Annotated in this window: 9 protein-coding genes; 5 read left to right on the top strand and 4 right to left on the bottom strand. The window is 57.4% G+C overall.

Features of this window, described 5'->3' with window-relative positions:
* Positions 1-7 precede the first annotated feature (7 nt).
* Together recB and recC are read right to left on the bottom strand one after the other, a co-directional pair.
* On the bottom strand, positions 8-3526 hold the full coding sequence (gene recB / locus BJL95_RS22475; protein ID WP_071160816.1) for an exodeoxyribonuclease V subunit beta: 3519 nt from the start codon (positions 3524-3526) through the stop codon (positions 8-10).
* Positions 3516-6614, bottom strand: a complete 3099-nt coding sequence (gene recC / locus BJL95_RS22470; RefSeq protein WP_071160815.1) for an exodeoxyribonuclease V subunit gamma — start codon at positions 6612-6614, stop codon at positions 3516-3518. Before recC ends, recB begins: the two co-directional genes overlap by 11 nt.
* Positions 6615-6693: 79 nt before the next feature.
* Here recC and BJL95_RS22465 point away from each other — a divergent pair, with 79 nt between their 5' ends.
* The 3 genes from BJL95_RS22465 to BJL95_RS22455 all read left to right on the top strand — a co-directional run bounded on the left by BJL95_RS22465 (position 6694) and on the right by BJL95_RS22455 (position 8665).
* Positions 6694-7284 (top strand): DUF4124 domain-containing protein, encoded by a 591-nt coding sequence (locus tag BJL95_RS22465; protein ID WP_064031464.1) that lies wholly within the window; start codon positions 6694-6696, stop codon positions 7282-7284.
* Complete coding sequence (locus BJL95_RS22460; protein ID WP_064031463.1) at positions 7281-8114, top strand: SDR family oxidoreductase; 834 nt, start codon at positions 7281-7283, stop codon at positions 8112-8114. Before BJL95_RS22465 ends, BJL95_RS22460 begins: the two co-directional genes overlap by 4 nt.
* Before the next feature lie 164 nt (positions 8115-8278).
* Positions 8279-8665, top strand: a complete 387-nt coding sequence (locus BJL95_RS22455) for a hypothetical protein (protein WP_064031462.1) — start codon at positions 8279-8281, stop codon at positions 8663-8665.
* Between the two features lie 35 nt (positions 8666-8700).
* Here BJL95_RS22455 and BJL95_RS22450 read toward each other — a convergent pair whose 3' ends face one another.
* On the bottom strand, positions 8701-9540 hold the full coding sequence (locus BJL95_RS22450) for a hypothetical protein (protein WP_071160814.1): 840 nt from the start codon (positions 9538-9540) through the stop codon (positions 8701-8703).
* Positions 9541-9639: 99 nt separating this feature from the next.
* Here BJL95_RS22450 and BJL95_RS22445 point away from each other — a divergent pair, with 99 nt between their 5' ends.
* The gene (locus tag BJL95_RS22445) at positions 9640-10086 is read left to right on the top strand and encodes an Rsd/AlgQ family anti-sigma factor (RefSeq protein WP_254786882.1); all 447 of its coding nucleotides are present in this window, start codon (positions 9640-9642) and stop codon (positions 10084-10086) included.
* Positions 10087-10126: 40 nt separating this feature from the next.
* On the opposite strand, the gene BJL95_RS22440 is transcribed toward BJL95_RS22445, so the two are convergent.
* Positions 10127-12757, bottom strand: a complete 2631-nt coding sequence (locus BJL95_RS22440) for a UPF0182 family protein (RefSeq protein ID WP_071160812.1) — start codon at positions 12755-12757, stop codon at positions 10127-10129.
* A 238-nt stretch (positions 12758-12995) separates the two neighbouring features.
* Here BJL95_RS22440 and BJL95_RS22435 point away from each other — a divergent pair, with 238 nt between their 5' ends.
* Complete coding sequence (locus tag BJL95_RS22435; RefSeq protein WP_254786881.1) at positions 12996-14648, top strand: multicopper oxidase family protein; 1653 nt, start codon at positions 12996-12998, stop codon at positions 14646-14648.
* The last annotated feature ends 27 nt before the right edge of the window (positions 14649-14675 follow it).

Raw genomic sequence — 14675 nt, 5'->3', positions numbered from 1 at the left:
CCGGGTTTCAGCCGGCGGGGAAGAAAATTGCCGCCAAGCCGTTCAAGGTTTCCCGGTCGGGTCGGTCGGCGTAGACCGCATGGCCGGGTTGATCCGGGCGCATGCCGCGCACGAACAAATATTTGATGCCGCCGAAATGGCGTTGATAGTCGTAATCCGGCAGGCGCAGCCGCAAATAGCGATCCAGCACCACGCTGTACAACCAATATTGCAAACCGTAGTTGTGTTCGCGCATCGCCAACGTGAGCGAGTCGTGGCCGTAATCGGCCAAGGAGTTGGTCTTGTAATCCATCAGAAAATATTGGCCGCCGTGTTCGCAAACCAAGTCGATGAAGCCGGTTAGATAGCCGTTCAGACGTTTTGGAGCCAGGGCTTGATAGGTCGGACAGCCGGCCAACAGCCGGTTGATGCGGCCGGTATCGATAGGATAGGCCAGCGACAAATAAAACGGCATTTCCTTGATACAGCGCTCGGCCGGTAAATCCGCTAGCCGAAACTCGCCGTTCGCGGCTAACGGCGTGCTGACTGTTGCAGCTAGCAGCTGGTCAAGCAACTCCGGTTGAGTCAGGTGTAGTCCGTGGCGCAGACAAGCCATGTCGCGCGGCCGACCCAAATCCGTGCCGGCGGCCAAGGCTTGAAAGCTCAGCGTCTCCAACAAACTGTGTACGACGTTGCCGGTGGCGGCGCCCTTGGGCAGGCCGCCGGCTTCGACGTAGGCGTCGGCCGGTTCGGCGGCCTTGTCGGCCGGCAGTTCCGGAGCGGTATCGTGGCCGGATTCGGCCAACGCGGTATAGCTGCTCATTTGCCACAGGCTACGTAGGTCCCGGGTTTGCCGACGGTATTCCAGTGCGGCAACGGCGCTCGGCCGTTGCGGTTTGGCCGCCGGAATCAAAGTCGCGCCGGCATCGCTTGCCAACAGGCGGTGTTCGAAGCTGGCCGGCTCGGCTTGGGCCAGACCGGCCAAGACTTGCCGTTGACCGGCGAAATCCAGATCGGCGAACTCGAATAAGTAAGCCATCGCCGACTCGTTGGGCCGCTCCTTGCCGCGTACGTCGGCCCAAAACAAATAGCAGCGGTATTTGGCGCGGGTGACGGCGACATAAAACAAGCGCAGGTCTTCGGCCAGTTCTTCCCGCAAGGCGAGTTCCCGGCGCCGCTCGAACTCGGCGGAACCCAAATCCGCTATCATCGCGCCGTCTTCGTGGCATTGCACCAGCCAGCGCTCGTTTTTCAGCCGGTCGCTACGCCGCCATAAGTCAGGGCAGAACACCACCGGATATTCCAAACCCTTGGCACTGTGAGTAGTGACGATCTTGACCGCGTCGGCATCGCTTTCCAGCCGCAATTGCCGATCGTCGCCGCTATCGCGCTCGGCTTGCAAGATCGCGCGCCGCAGCCAATCCAGGGTTTTGTGGAGCGCCAGATGCTCGTCCAGCGCGGCCTGTTGCAGACGTTCGGCCAGGTGGTGAATATTGGTCAACGCTCGCTCGGCCTGGATTTGCCCGGACAAGCGGGTTTCGACGCCCTCGCGCCGTAGCAGTTGCTGCAGCATCGCCAGCAGCCCGTGGCGCTGCCAGCATTGCAGATAATCCTGAAAGCGATTCATCCAGCCGTCCAGCGCGGCTTCGTCTTGCAACAAGCGGTAAAGCGCCTGACCGGTCAAACCGAACCAGGATACGGTCAGCGCCGATTTCAAGGCTTCCAACTGGCCGGCTTGCGCCACGGCTTGCAGCACGGCATGTAATTCCAGTGCTTGTTCGGAAGCAAATACCGACTGCTTGCTGTTCAATACGGCGGCGATGCCGGCGCTTTGCAGCGCGGTTTGGTAATCGGCGGCGGCGCGGTTGCTGCGGACCAGCACCGCGATGTCGCCGGCCGCCAATGGGCGAGTTTGGTTGTTTTCGACGATGGTACCGTCCGCCAGCAGCCGACCGATTTCGGCGACGGTCGCGGCGCGCAGCCGTTCGGCGACTTCGCTGGAACTGCCCTGCCGCGCGGTCCAGTGTGCCTGTTTGTCCGAATGTTTATCCAACTGCCACAACACCAGCGGCGCGCCGTCGGCGAGCTTGCCGTCGGCGCTACCTCGGCCGGCCTGGACTGGGTGAAAGTCCAGTTGCTCGAATAAAAACGGTCTTGGCCTTTGAAACAGCCGGTTGACGGCGCCGACCAGATCGGGATGCGAGCGCCAGTTGTGGGACAGTGTGTAATGTTGCGCGGCTTGGCGCTGGGCGGCGAAATAGGAAAAGATGTCTGCGCCGCGAAATTTATAGATGGCCTGCTTGGGATCGCCGATCAAATACAAATACAGATCCGGCGCGCCAAACAGGGTCGAGAAAATTTGCCATTGGTGCAGGTCGGTGTCTTGAAACTCGTCGATCAACGCGGCCGCGAAACGCCGACGCAATTCGGCGATCAACAATTCGCCGTTGGCGCCGGTCAGAGCGCCGGCCAGCCGGACGATCAAATCGTCGAAAGACATCAGGTTGCGCTGTTGCAGCAAGCCGTCCAGCGTGGCGCGTAAATCAGCCAACAGCGCGGCGCGCAGTCCGGCTTGCAGTTGGCCGGCTGCCGCGGCCAAGCCATCGAAGGCTGTCGTATCGACGCCGAGACCGTCCAGATAAGCTTGTTTCTGTTCGGCCGGCGTTTGCGGTTTGGCCTTGCTGGTCTTGAACTTGACGCCGTTCAAACCGCTGAGCAGGGCTTCGCGGGTTAGGCCGTCCAGACTCGGCAGTTCGGCCGCGCGGTCGGCCAGCCAGGTTTTCCAGGCCTCAAAGCGGGCCGGAAAATCGCGGACGAAGCTGGCGCTGAACAGGCCCTCCGGGAAGGCGGTTTGCAGCGTGGCGGCCAGCGTCGCCAAACCGCTGCTGGCGGCGGCAATCGCATTGTCCAGTTCGGCTAGTTGTCTATCCAGATCGGTGTCGGCCGGTTGAAAGGCTTGCTGACCGCCGACCCGGACGACGCTGGCCAGTAGGCTATCCGGCGTCGGAAAAGCACGGGTCAGCACCGCGATTTGCCAGGCAGGCCGGTCGGCGACCCGGCGGCGCCAGAAATCGTCGGCGCATTGCTGTTGCAGTTCGGCGATATCGCCGCTTAATTCGCAATCGAACAACTGGCCGCTGGCCAGCGCGTGCTCGGCTAGGGCGCGCTGGCAGAAGCCGTGGATCGTGAAGATCGCCGCCTGATCGATGTCCAGCAACGCGGCGTCCAGGCGTTGGCGGACGATGTCCGGCGCTAGCCCCAAGCCGGCCAGCCAAGCGGCGATCGTCGAATCGGCGGCGGCGGTTGGGTTCAGTAAGGCCTGGCGGGCTTCGGCCAGACGGGCGCGAATACGCTCCTTGAGTTCTTCGGTAGCCGCTTTGGTGAAGGTCACCACCAGTAACTGCTTGATGTCCAGTTCGCGTTCGACCACGAAACGCAACACCAGCATCGCGATCGTGTAGGTCTTACCGGTGCCGGCGCTGGCCTCCAACAGATTGATGCCGGTATTCAGCGGCGTGGCGATCGCATCGAAGGCTTCATGCGCCATGCGCGGCCCTCCAGATCGGTTGCAGCCAGTCCCGGCACGCGGTTTCGAAGTCGGGGTCGATTAAGCTGTCCAGGTCGCGGTAAGCCAGCAACTGAGCAATCTCCGGCTCGTAACCCAGCGCGACCGCGTTGACGATTTGGTCCAGCGCGGCCTTGCGCGCTCGCTCGGGTTCGTCGTGCGGCAAGTAGGCCAACGCGGCTTCGCTGAAAAACGCATCCGGCCGACGCCGGCCTTGCTCGAACAGCCCGAGCCAATAGGGTAGTTGGGCGGGATCGGCTAGGTCAGGGGAAAAATGCAGTTCGGCGTCGGCGGCCAATAGATAAGTCGATTGTGGCTGCCGGCGATTGATCAGCAGATGATGCAACCAGGCGGCCAGCAGGTCGCGGCCTTTCAGTTTGCTGTAGCGGTACAACAATCCGCCGTTTTCGTAGAGATTGCCCAATTTGCCGATCAGACGCTGGTCGCCGACATTCAATTCCAGATGGATGGCCGGCAGCGCGGCACCCAAGGCCAGCGCCCGAATCCGCTCGGCGAATTCGGCAACGCCCGGCTCGCGGCGCCGCCAAGCGAGTTCTCCGGGACCTGCCGCCGGCCAGCGGCCTTGGGCTTGCAGCTTGTCCAGCGAAAACGGCCGGCCGGCCAACTCGGCGGCCACCCAGTCCTGAGCGATTTGATAGTCGTCCAGGCCGTTCCCCGCGAACGGCTCGCGTTCTTCGGCATCGGCAATCAACACCGGCAGCCTTACGTCCAGTTGCCGGCGCAGAAAATAGCGTTGCGGATGCTGGAAAAAATTCAGTAATTCGGCAATTTCGACGATAGCCAACGGTTCGGCTTCCAATTCGCCCCGCCACCAGGCTTCGGTCGGGCGGCGCTCGCCGCGCAATTGTGCGGCGGTTGCGCAATCGTGGCCGGCGTAGCTGAACAAGGTCGGTTCGGCACCGTTGAAATAGCGCGGACTGAAGGCATGCAGCGGATGACGGATGACCGGATCGGCCAAGCCGTAATGGTCGCGCAACACGTCCAGCAATTCGCTGACGATCGGCGACGGCGGGATTTCGCTGTTGTCGCGTTGCGATTGGCCAACGTAAGTCAGAATCAGCCGGCGCCGCGCAGACAGCAGGATTTCCAGAAACTGGTAGCGGTCGTCGGCGCGCCGGGAGCGGTCGCCGAGGCGGGGATGTTCGGCCAGCAGATCGAAAGTGGGTTGGCGGTCGAGTTTGGGAAATTCGCCGTCGTTCATGCCCAGTAAGGCGATGATTTGACACGGAATCGAACGCATCGGCAGCATCGAGCAGAACGTCAGCTGGCCGCGTAAAAAGCCGTTACCGGACTTGGTTTCGTCGAGGCGTCCGCTCAACCAGGCGACGACGACGCTCAAGGCTACCGGTTGGTCGTGAATGTCGGCCAGTTCGGCGAGTTCGGCCAGCAGATCCTGCAAGGGCTGGCGGTCGGCCGGATCGGCGCCGGCCAGCAGGCGGCCGGCGTAATAATCCAGGGTTTTGCACCATTCGGCCAGCGACTTGGCGGCGGTCAGTTCGTCCCCTGCCCTAAACAGCAGTTTCAGGAAGTCGGCCAGTCCGCCCAGCGCGGCGGCCGAAGCGCCTTCGATGTCCGGGTAAGGCAGAATGCCGTCGATGAACTCGGTGTCGGCGGCCGCGTAACCGACAAACAGCCGCTCCAGACTGGCCTGCCAAGTGTTTTGGGCAATCGCCGGCAAACCTTGGCTCCGTTTGGCCTCGGCCGAGCGCCCCCACCGGACTCGGGTGTCGAGCAGCCAGTGGCGAATCAGCTCCAAATCATTGTCGTCCAGATCGAAACCGGCGGCGATCAATGGTTGTTCCAGCAAATCCAGCACCGCCTGCCAGCCCAGCCGGCTTTGCGATAACGCCAGAAAGCGGACGAAGGCATCCAGCGCGGCGTTGCTGATTTTCAGGCTACGATCGGCGACGGCGTGCTGAATATCGTCGAAAACCGCGCTGATGAAGGGCGCGTACAATTGAATGTCCGGCGCCATCACGACAATGTCGCGCAAGGCCAAGTTGGGGTCGCTTTCCAGCGCATCCAGCAGCAGATTCTTCAGAACTTGGACCTCGCGCAGCCGCGAGTGGCAGGCGTGTATGCTCAAGCTGGCGTCGGCCGCTTGTGGGCCGGCGGCGGCGCCGGCATTGGCGAGGATGTCGTTTTGCAGGCTGCCCAACAAGCCGGCGGTGTCGGCGCTTTCGAAGCTGCTGGGTTCGAAGGCGAACTCGACTTGTTCCAACAGCATTTGTTGAAATTCGCGGCCTTGTTGGCCTAGTCTGACCAATAAAGGGTGACCGTCGAATTCTTGACGTTGCGCCAACAGCCGCTTGCCGGGCAGGTCGGCCCAGTAGCCTTGCACCGGATTCAGCAGGTAGAGATGCACGTCGCAATGGCGCGACAAGGCTTGCAAATAGTTCAGTAGCAACGGCGGCAGGCTGTTGACGCCGAACACCGAGACTCGTTCCGGTAAATCATGCCGCCAAGTGCCGGGCGGTGCCGTGTTCAATTTGGCGATCGTTTCCAGCCAGTGCTGGCCGCGATGTTTGCCGCCGGCAGCCGAGAGGCGGCGCCACAGCGCGGCTTGCCAACGCTCGTTGTCGTTGTCGTACAACGTTTGCCGACTTTGCCAGGCGCTGAGCAGGTCTGGCCTGAGCATCTGGTATTGGTCGAATAGCCGGGCCAGTTGCAGTGCGAGTTGGTAGCGTTTCAAATCGACGTTGTCGCCGGCTAGATATTGGCGTGGAGCCTGATAGACTTCGTCGTCGAGATCGCGTAGCAAGGCTTCGAAACGCCACAGCAGGCGTTGGCGGTCGAAATCGGCATCCGGTAGTTGCTCGTGCAGCCGAGCCGCCAGTTCCCCGAAAAACTTGGCCGGAAACAGATAGCGAAAATGGCCCCAGACCTGAAATCGTTCGGCCAGTTGTTGCGACAGCCAGCGTTCCATGCCTTGGCTTTGAATCAGGAAAATTTCCGGGGCGAACGGCGACGCCAGCGGTGCCGCGCCGATGACGGTCGCCAAATGCTCCAGCAGGTTTTCAGTTTTGTTGGAGCTGTGCAGAACGAACATCGGCGGTGGAAAAAAATGATTTACAGGCGGCGTAAGCTGGGTAATAGTTTTACAGTAGCGTTTAACCGACAGGAATACAATGAGAAAACTTTTCTGCCTTCTAACCCTGTGTCTGGCCGCCGAAAGCTGGGCCGGCGTTTATAAATGCACCGATGCTTCCGGCCATACCAATTACCAATCCTCGCCCTGCAACGAGGAACACAAGGCCGAGCAGGTCAATACCATCACCGGCGGCAAGGTTGATTTGACCGCCAGCGAGCGTTTGCAGGCCGAGGAAGCCGAACGGAAGAAACAGCAATCCTTGCAGGAACAGGCCGAACAACAGGCCAAGCTGGACGCGATCGTCCAGCGTAAGCAAGACGCCAAGGCGCAAGCCGAATTGACGCAGGCGCTGATCAAGCAGAATCCATTGCAGTTTTCGGCGTTTGCGATTCCGCCTTACGATCCCGAAAAATTGCCGGCTCAGGTCAAGCCTTTCGAAAGCCGATTGCCGGATGTCGAGAAATTCCGTCGGCTAGCCGCGCAAAAAGCCTTGAGTAGCGGCGAGTGTCAACGGGTCGAAGCCGACGAATTGACCGCCAAGAGCAAGCTGGAACAATTGGTGTTTTTGATCAATTGCAGCAGCGGTAAGACCTTTACTTTCACTGAATCGGAATTAAGTCCACCATGACCTCCAGCAAAATCGTGCTGATCACCGGCTGTTCGTCGGGTATCGGCTACAGCACCGCCTATTACTTACGCGAGCGCGGTCACCGGGTAATCTGCTCGGCGCGTAAACCCGAAGATGTCGAACGCTTGCGGTCGGAGGGATACGAATGCCTGCAACTGGATCTGGCCGATTCGGCCAGCATCCAGGTGGCCGTCGCGGCCTTGATAGAACTGACCGGCGGTCGAATCGACGCCTTGTTCAACAACGGCGCGTTTGGCCAGCCCGGCGCGGTCGAGGATTTGAGCCGCGAGGTGTTGCGGCATCAGTTCGAAACCAATTTATTCGGTACTCACGAATTGACCAATCTGATCTTGCCGCTGATGCGCAAGCAAGGCCATGGCCGGATCATTTACAACAGTTCGGTGCTGGGTTTTGTGGCGATGAAATTTCGCGGCGCGTACAACGCCAGCAAATACGCGTTGGAAGGTTTGGCCGATACCTTGAGATTGGAGTTGCGCGGCAGCGGCATTCACATCGTGCTGATAGAGCCCGGTCCGATCAAGAGCAATTTCCGGCAGAACGCTTTCGCGCTTTACCAAAAATACATCGATCCGGAACACAGCGCGCATCGAGACACTTATCTGGCGATGGAAGCCCGACTGCAAAAACAAGGTCCGGCTTCGCCGTTTACATTGCCGGCGACGGCGGTGGCCGAAAAAGTCCGCCATGCGTTGGAGTCTGAAAAGCCGCGCAGCCGTTATCCGGTCACGCTGCCGACCTATGTGTTCGCCTGGTTGAAACGGCTGTTGCCGACGGCTTGGCTGGACCGCTTGCTGGTCAGCGTCGAATAACATTGGTATTTTAAAGGAAATGGCCGTTTTCGAGGTCATTTAGGGGTAATAAACGGGTCGCAAACCGCATGATCTATGCTATTATCCCGGCCCGACATATGGCGGTTAACGCGGTCTATTAACCAGTCTATGTTCTTAATAAAAACAACTGTGAGGTTTATTACATGAAAATTTTCAAAAGTGCTGTTGTCGCTTTCTCCTTGGCTGTCGCGATGGGTTCTTTTTCGACTTCGGCCAGCGCCGAGTCCGACAAAGGCCGGGTTAGTTATAAGCCAATCGACGCGGTCAACATCGTGATCGAGCGCATCAGTGCAGCCGAAGCCGCAATCAACAACGGCGCGGAAGACGCCGAAGTTGCGGCTCTGATCAAAAAAGCCGCTGATTTCTCAGAAGAAATCAACGCCAACGACAAAGTTTCCAGAGAAAACTCCAAAGTCAGGGGTCACCTGAAAGCAGCTATCACTTCCGCGAAATCCGCGAACCTGCAAGAAGCGAAAGAGCATTTGGCAAAAGCTAAAGCCGGTACCGAAGGTCTGAAAAAATTGCTGTAATGTTTTTTAACAGGGTGCCTTTGGCACCCTGTTTTTTATCCCCCGTCGGTTTCGCGCAACGAAAACGGCATCTCCGCCAATTTATTTTCCAGCCAATTCAACGCATCGGCGGCGCTTCTCAACGTAGAAGGGTCCCAGTCGGGTTCGGCGTGTTTTGTCAGTAGGTCCCACCGAGCCAGCAGGTTCTTCAGTTTGCCGGCATTGCTGACGCTGAAATGCCAACGAGCCAGACAAGCGTCATACCAATCGTTTCCGCCACCCACGGCGATTTGCCGACGTAAGCCCTGTAATTGTCCGAGTACGTTCTCGATCATCGGCACTTGAGTGCCTATCCAGCTTTCGACTTGAGTTTCGCTAATCGCCGCTATCGATCGACCGGGGTTGTCGGAGACGATTTTCAAGCAATGGATCAATTCGCTGCTGCCGAAGCGGACGGCGGTTTCGTAAAACGCCGACGCTTCCATGTCATATAAGGCGTCTTGGAGGTATGCCGTGTTCGGTTTCGACGAGGTGATCAGGCTGGCGGTCGGGCAGAGAACGTCGAACGGCAACTGCGGAAAGAAACAGCGGCCGGTGTCGGCGTCGACGACCTTGTCGGCCAAACAGACGTGGCCGATCGGATATTCCGGATGACCGGCGACGCCGAGATTAAGCAATACCGGATTAGTTACCGGCCGCAGGGCTAAGGCATACGCCACCGCGCCGGCCATCGCCGTTTTGCCGATACCGCTGACGACCACGGTGCCGGCAGGGCCGGTGTACATCGAAAATGCCGAACTGTCGGAAGTCTTTTTCAGACTCCAGGCTCGGATCAGCGGTTTGGCTTCGCAGGCGAGCGCGGTAAAAACAAAGCGGTAAGGTGCAGAGTGGGTCACATTTTTCGAGAAAATTATCTTTATTAATTAACAGATTGTTGAAGCTTATTAATAACTCACTTAAATTTAGACTTCGTCAATTTGAAAAGGAGACGTACCGTGATCGCATCCCATTCGTCAGTGACCGAAACCACATCCACCCATCTGCACTGGGTTGAAGCCCTGCGCGAGGAACGTAGCGCGCTTTGGTCCCTGTATTGCCAAATCGCGGAAATGAAACCTTTCAGCGATGCTGGTCAGGTTAGGCCGATGCTATCCCAATTCTCGCAACTGCTGATCGATTACGTGTCGCTCGGTCATTTTGGGATCTACGAGCACGTATTGAGTGACGCTGAAGGTGCGTCGGAATTGCTGTCTTACGCAGGTAAGATTTATCCGGTGTACTCGAATACCACCGAGTCGGCGGTGACGTTCAGCGAACGCTACGACGACGGTCGGCGCAATTTCAAGACCGACGATTTAGCCAGCGACCTGTCCAAACTCGGCGAACATCTAGCCGAGCGGATGGAACTTGAAGACCGGCTTTGTTCTATGTTGCTGCATTGACCGATCTTCGCTACCGCCGGTCCAACCAGCCGGCGGCAAGCTATTTCGGTTCATCGCCCGAGGTGCCGGAAGACGAACCGCTGGCACCTTTGACGAACAAGTCTTTCATTCGGCTGAAGGCCGCCAGCAGAGTTTTATCCATTACCACTTGATTGCCGATCGAAACGATGACCCTGGCCAGTTCCGGTATCCGGGTTTTTGTCGCCAACATATAAATCGGCTGCACATACAATATCGAATTGCCCATCGGCAATATCACCATACGGCCTTTCCGAACTTCGGAGCCTTGTTGGTTCCATAGCGTGAATTGGGCGGCGATTTCCGGATTTTGGTCGATCAGCGCATTGACCTGGGATGGACCGTTGACCTGGACCGCTTTGGGAAACTTGAATATCGTCAAGCCGGGTTGGTAGCTGTGATCGCAATTGATCGGGTCCATCGTGCCGGCAACGCCTACCATGCTCAAATTGTCTCTGTGCACCGGCGTCATTGGATTGATCATGACGAATTCTTCTTCGTCGTTACAGCGGTCGAAGTCCATCGTAATGAAATAAGGCAACACCGATTGGCCGTCCACGCTAGCGTATTCCCAGGTTTCGGCCTGCTCGTAGAAAAGCTCCGGGCTGCGCTGATGATACTTTGCGTAGATCTTCATCTGCATGTAGTACAGATCGCGCGGATAACGCAAATGTTGCAGCAGTTGGTCCGGCATATCCTTGAGCTTTTTGAATAGCCCTGGATATGCCCGATTATAGGTGGCGATAATCGGATCTTTGGGATCGGAGATGTAGTAATCGACGTCGCCGTCATAGGCGTCGACAACGATTTTCACCGAATTGCGAATGTAATTGAATTTATGCTTGCCGTCCAAATAATCGTCGGCGGCCGGCTTGGAGACCGGATAGTAATTGGATAGCGTGTAAGCGTCCTGAATCCAATAGAGCCGGTCTTTGTCGACGACCAGATAGGGATCTTTATCCAGATGCAGGAACGGCGTCAGTGCGGTAATCCGCTCGTCGATATTGCGGCGGATCAACACCTTGCTTTGGTTGGAAATGTTCGGCGAGAAAAAGATCTTTTCGTCCCGCAAATAAAACGCCAGCAACATTTTCCGAAAATACGATGGAATCGGGATGCCGGATTTGCCTTCGTAGTTGCTGCTGTCGCGCGAGCTGGAAATGTCCTTGACCGTTAAATTGTTCGGTACGATCGCGTATTGATACTTTTCCTGACCGTAGTAAATATCCGGGTGCGTGACCGAGAAGCCAACTTCGGAACTCATGTTCAGGTCGCGCAAATACCAAACGATAGGGATGCCGGCATCTTGAGCGGCCGGCGAAATCACCGCGCCATAACCGTGCGTATAGCGCAAGTGTTTGTTTTCCCAGTTTTGCGCTTCCTTGGGCAGGCGTTCGATATTGACCTCGCGTGCGGCCAGATTGACTTGTTGATGATGGCCGTTGATGAAATATCGATCCTCGTCAACGGTCGGAAACACGTAATACGGCCGTATGCCTTGCAATTGCATGTAACTGTCGATCAAAAATTCGCGGTCCCAAACCGGAATATTTTCGAAATGCTTTTTGGTCGACCACTCTTCGATGTCCTTGGTGGCGTCCAGATTGACCTGAAAATCAATAGTTTTGATATTGTTCAGGTCGTATGCCGCCAACGTGGCGTCGATGTTACTCAACATCGATTCGCTTTCGGTACGCGTAAAATTGGGCTTGACGATGAATTTCTCGATCATCTCGGGAATAGAATGCGTGTGTTTCAAGCCGCCCACGCTCAGTAAACCCAAGGTCGCCAGCACCGCCGGCACCTTGCTGCGATGGCGTTCGGAAAACACGTAGAACAGCGCGGCCGCGGCGATCGCTACCACGAAGAAGATTTCCAGCCAGATCAGCGGCAGCTGATAGTGCAACTCAACGAAGCCGGGGCCGAAAAACACCGGTTCGTTGCTGTCCACGTACAGTAGCGAGAAACGCTCCAGCAAATATCCCCAGATCACGAAAGCAACGACGAACAGGAACAGTGCGCCCAGATGGATTTTCGCGCCAAGCGGGAATTCCTTGCTCTGGTTGGGAACGAAGATGTGCTCCAGCCAATAGAGCACGCCGGTGGCCGCCAACACTAGAGTGGCGGTGATCAGCAACTCTTTCTGAATCAGTATGTAGATCGGGTAGGCAAACATGTAAAAGCTGACGTCGTTGCCGTAAACCGGATCGATGACGCCCGACGCGTTGCCGAAAAAAAACAGCAAGGCTTGTTCCCATTGCAGATAGAACGGTACGGCGATCGCGATCGCCAGTAGCAGGGATACCGGCGTGTAGATCTTGGTCGAGCCGCTCATGAAGATTTCGGCGAAGCGTTGGAAGCGTTTACGTTTGCCGTCGTCGAGCAGCACCTCGTCGGGTGGATTTAGGCCCAGGTAGCGGGAGGCGATCCAGAAATGGAACATGAAGACGGCGAAGAAGAATACCGTCACGGCACCGGAGAAGATGAAGCGATAAAGTAATCTCAGCCAAAAATAGGGTTCGAATTCCAGCGAACGAAACCACCACAAATCGACAAAAAAATCGAGAAACACGAAGTAAAACGCGACGTATGACACGACAACGGCGACCAAGGTCGCCGCCACGAACGCGGGTAACAGTTTCCAGTTACGCATAATTTCCTCTTTGCTTAGATTCCGGCACCGCCGCGATGGGCGCTTTGCCGCGCGGCCGGTGATTAGAGATCGCCCCCAGCCGAGCATTCTAACACCCAAATCCGGATTGTGACCTTTCGCGGTAAGGGACTCGGTTGGCGTAATAGGGCGTTGTTTAGGGGTAGGAAAAAGAGTATGGTCGGCGTCAATAACGAGAGCTTATCGATTAAGCCAATCACAACGAGGAAGGGGGGAACTCATGGGTACATCCATGTCTATCGACGCCGGCAGACGCCGGTTTTTAAAGTATTCCGCCCTGGGCGGTGCGTGGGCGGCTTGTCCGCGATGGGTGAGTGCCGAGACGCTTCGAAATGCCCCGACGGCCGGTTTCCATCCGGACGTCGAGCTGGACTTCACGGCCAAGCTCGCTCGGGTCGAGATATTGAACCAAGGACCGGCGACGGCGGTGCAGAAATTTTTCGGTACTGTGCGCAAGGGCCCGGCGAATAGCCTCGTGCAATTGCCCAACAACTACCTTGGGCCGATTTTGAACCTCCAGCAGGGCCAGAAAGTACGGGTTTATTTCACCAATCAGCTTAGCGAGGCCACAATCATACATTGGCACGGCTTGCATGTTCCGCAAAGCAGCGACGGCCACCCGATGTATACGATAGCGCCGGGCGGGCAGTATGTGTACGAGTTCGAAGTACGTAACCCGGCCGGCACCAGTTTTTACCACTCGCACGCGCATAATCTGACCGCCGAGCAGGTCTATCGGGGATTGTCGGGGTTGATCGTGGTCCGGGACGTCGAGGAAGCCAAGCTGGATTTGCCGGACGGAGACTACGACCTACCGCTGGTGATACAAGATCGAAGCTTCGACAACCGCAACCAGCTCCGTTATGTACACGGCATGCCGCAACGGATGATGGGCTTTCTCGGCGATACGATTCTAGTCAACGGCAAGCCGAACGCCGGGTTTCAAGTCAAATCCAGGGCCTATCGGTTCAGGGCCTTGAACGGGTCCAATTCCCGAATTTATAAGCTGGGCTGGGACGACGGCACGCCGCTGACCGCCATCGCTACCGACGCCGGTTTACTGGCCCGGCCGGAAACCCGGCCCTATCTGATGTTGGCGCCGGGCGAGCGTATCGATTTGTGGCTGGACTTCAGCGGCCGCGCGGTCGGATCGAAATTGACGCTATATAGTCTGCCGTACAGCGGGGCGATGCCGGCGATGTACGAACGGATGGGGCACGGAGGCATGATGCACGGCGGTATACACCAAGGCGCTAAATTTCCAATCGCGGTATTCGAAGTTACCGAAAAAGTCTCCGATTCGCCGAAATTGCCGGAAAAACTGGTGCCGTTCCGGCGCTTGACCGCCGCCGACACCGACAATGCCGATAGCCCGCTGCCGATCGCGCTTTCGATGCAGCCGATGCGGCCGCTATTGAACGGCATGTCGTTTGCGATGGACAGGGTCGTGGAAGCCGAGAAAGTACCGTTGGGATCGATCAAGAAGATCCGGATTTTTCACGACCATTCCCGCGGCGGTCACCGTGGCGGCATGGGTATGATGGGCGGTATGCGGCATGGAGGCGACGCCGACCGGAACCCCGAGCATGATATGGGGGGAATGGGCGGAGCGATGATGAATATGGCCCATCCGATTCATCTACACGGCCAGCAATATCAGATTCTGTCCCGACATGCCGCCGATACCGATGGCTACGCCAGCGTCAAGGACGGATTTATCGACAGCGGTTGGAAAGATACGGTGCTGGTGATGCCGGGAGAAGTCGTGGAAATCGCCAAACCGTTTCAGGATTATAAAGGCTTGTTTCTTTACCACTGCCATAACCTCGAGCACGAGGATTTGGGGATGATGCGGCAGTTTTACGTTTATTGACGCGGGAGCGGCTCCGAGCGAGGCGCT

It is taken from the genome of Methylomonas sp. LWB (assembly GCF_001856095.1).
GTDB lineage: Bacteria > Pseudomonadota > Gammaproteobacteria > Methylococcales > Methylomonadaceae > Methylomonas > Methylomonas koyamae_A.
The sequence above is the reverse complement of the archived record's forward strand: the minus strand, read 5'-3'. Positions and strand labels throughout refer to the sequence as shown.

Coding starts and splice junctions, on each gene's coding strand:
- BJL95_RS22440 (WP_071160812.1), bottom strand. CDS start 12,757: ATGCGTAACTGGAAACTGTTACCCGCGTTCGTGGCGGCGACCTTGGTC.
- recC (WP_071160815.1), bottom strand. CDS start 6,614: ATGTTCGTTCTGCACAGCTCCAACAAAACTGAAAACCTGCTGGAGCAT.
- recB (WP_071160816.1), bottom strand. CDS start 3,526: ATGGCGCATGAAGCCTTCGATGCGATCGCCACGCCGCTGAATACCGGC.
- BJL95_RS22465 (WP_064031464.1), top strand. CDS start 6,694: ATGAGAAAACTTTTCTGCCTTCTAACCCTGTGTCTGGCCGCCGAAAGC.
- BJL95_RS22435 (WP_254786881.1), top strand. CDS start 12,996: ATGGGTACATCCATGTCTATCGACGCCGGCAGACGCCGGTTTTTAAAG.
- BJL95_RS22460 (WP_064031463.1), top strand. CDS start 7,281: ATGACCTCCAGCAAAATCGTGCTGATCACCGGCTGTTCGTCGGGTATC.
- BJL95_RS22455 (WP_064031462.1), top strand. CDS start 8,279: ATGAAAATTTTCAAAAGTGCTGTTGTCGCTTTCTCCTTGGCTGTCGCG.